This window comes from Streptomyces sp. NPDC058373 (assembly GCF_042723275.1).
GTDB lineage: Bacteria > Actinomycetota > Actinomycetes > Streptomycetales > Streptomycetaceae > Streptomyces.
In genome coordinates this window covers 1-2,333 of the sequence record NZ_JBHXJE010000085.1, presented here as the reverse complement: position 1 = coordinate 2,333, position 2,333 = coordinate 1, and the positions used below count along the sequence as shown (strand labels likewise).

The 2,333-nt window shown below is 70.3% G+C and carries 2 protein-coding genes; both read left to right on the top strand.

Annotated features, from left to right (window positions below; all coding sequences use genetic code 11):
* Positions 1-315: 315 nt before the first annotated feature.
* Positions 316-1,827 carry a depupylase/deamidase Dop gene (gene dop / locus ACFWMZ_RS27775; protein WP_383204901.1) on the top strand — a complete coding sequence of 504 codons (1,512 nt, stop codon included), beginning with the start codon at positions 316-318 and terminating at the stop codon, positions 1,825-1,827.
* Positions 1,828-1,970: 143 nt separating this feature from the next.
* Positions 1,971-2,189 carry a ubiquitin-like protein Pup gene (locus tag ACFWMZ_RS27770; RefSeq protein ID WP_383183301.1) on the top strand — a complete coding sequence of 73 codons (219 nt, stop codon included), beginning with the start codon at positions 1,971-1,973 and terminating at the stop codon, positions 2,187-2,189.
* Positions 2,190-2,333 lie beyond the last annotated feature (144 nt).

Genomic DNA, 2,333 nt, shown 5'->3' with positions numbered 1-2,333 from the left:
ATCGGCCCACCACCTCTATATACACAGGCTATTTGGGGGGATGCTATTTTTTTTTAAACGACACCCCTTTTACCCCGCCGGGGCGGCCGGCGCCGCCCCTCTCGGGCGTCCGCAGCCGCCTGCTTTCCCCGCCGCCACCGCGGCACACCCCGAGCAAACCCCGCAATCACTCCCCACCAGCGCAAAGGCGTTCTAGGCTCGTCGGTACCACCGAGGTCGCGCGGCGCGGGGACGGCACCGCACGCGTACCCGCGAGCACCCGCGGAACTTGAGCGCCGCCCCCGCCCGGGGGCGCCGCAGGGCAAGGAGGGCCGCATGACCGTACGGCGAGTAATGGGCATCGAGACGGAGTACGGGATCTCCGTTCCCGGCCATCCCAACGCCAATGCCATGCTCACCTCGTCCCAGATCGTCAACGCCTACGCGGCGGCGATGCACCGGGCGCGCCGCGCCCGCTGGGACTTCGAGGAGGAGAACCCGCTGCGCGACGCGCGAGGCTTCGACCTCGCCCGGGACAACGCCGACGCCAGCCAGCTCACCGACGAGGACATCGGCCTGGCCAACGTCATCCTCACCAACGGCGCACGGCTCTACGTCGACCACGCGCACCCCGAGTACAGCTCGCCCGAGCTCACCAACCCGCGCGACGCCGTCCTGTGGGACAAGGCGGGGGAGCGCATCATGGCGGAGGCCGCCGAACGCGCCGCCGGCCTGCCGGGCGCCCAGCCGATCCACCTGTACAAGAACAACACCGACAACAAGGGCGCCTCGTACGGCACGCACGAGAACTACCTGATGAAGCGCGAGACCCCCTTCGCGGACATCGTGCGCCACCTGACGCCCTTCTTCGTCTCCCGTCAGGTCATCACCGGCGCCGGACGGGTCGGCCTCGGCCAGGACGGCTCCGACCACGGCTTCCAGCTCAGCCAGCGCGCCGACTACTTCGAGGTCGAGGTCGGCCTGGAGACGACACTCAAGCGGCCCATCATCAACACCCGGGACGAGCCGCACGCCGACGCCGAGCGCTGGCGCCGCCTCCATGTGATCATCGGCGACGCCAACCTCTCGGAGATCTCCACCTACCTCAAGCTCGGCACCACCGCCCTGGTCCTGTCGATGATCGAGGACGGCTTCATCGCCGTGGACCTCGCCGTCGACCAGCCGGTCCGCACCCTGCACAAGGTCTCGCACGACCCCGGCCTGAAGCAGCTCATCACCCTGCGCAGCGGACGCACCCTCACCGCCGTCCAGCTCCAGATGGAGTACTTCGAGCTGGCCCGCAAGTACGTCGAGGAGCGGTACGGCGCCGACGCCGACGAGCAGACCCGCGACGTGCTGGCCCGCTGGGAGGACGTGCTCGGCAAGCTGGAGAGCGACCCGATGAGCCTCTCCGACCAGCTCGACTGGGTGGCGAAGCGCCAGCTGATGGAGGGGTACCGGCGCCGCGACCAGCTCGGCTGGGACGCGCCCCGGCTCCACCTGGTCGACCTCCAGTACGCGGACGTGCGCCCCGACAAGGGGCTGTACAACCGCCTGATCGCCCGCGGGCGGATGCGGCGCCTGCTGGACGAGGCCGACGTCACCCAGGCGCAGATCAGGCCCCCGGAGGACACCCGGGCCTACTTCCGCGGCCGCTGCCTGGAGCAGTACGCCGACGACGTGGCGGCGGCCTCCTGGGACTCGGTCATCTTCGACCTGCCGGGACGCGACTCGCTCCAGCGGGTGCCCACCCTGGAGCCGCTGCGCGGCACCCGCGAGCACGTCGGGCAGCTCCTGGACCGGTGCCGTACCGCACAGGAACTGGTTCAGGCCCTCTCGGGAGGCTGAAACGGTCCCTGACCGGGAATGATCCACCTGGCGGCCCGCGGGCCCCGGGCCGGCCGCCCGCAAGGACGCGCCGGATCAGGGCCCGACTTGTAGGGTCTGATCAAGTACATCGAGTACATCGAACCGAGCGGGGTGAGGTACGGATGGCGGCCAAGGACAGCGACGGCGGACAGCAGAAGGCGAATCGTCCGACGGAATCGACCGAGGAGCAGACCGAGGACGCACAGGTCTCGGAGGAGCTCAAGGAACGCCAGGAGGCGCTGAGCGACGACGTGGACTCCGTCCTCGACGAGATCGACGACGTCCTGGAGGAGAACGCCGAGGACTTCGTCCGCGGATTCGTGCAGAAGGGCGGCGAGTAGCCCCTTCGGGGCTCATGCCCCCACCGGCGCGGGGGGGGGGGGGGGGGGGCGGCCGCCCCCCCCCCCGCCCCCCCCCCCCCCCCCCCCCCCCCCCCCCGGCGCGGCGCGGAACAAAAAAAAGACCACCCAACAACACCCCCAAAG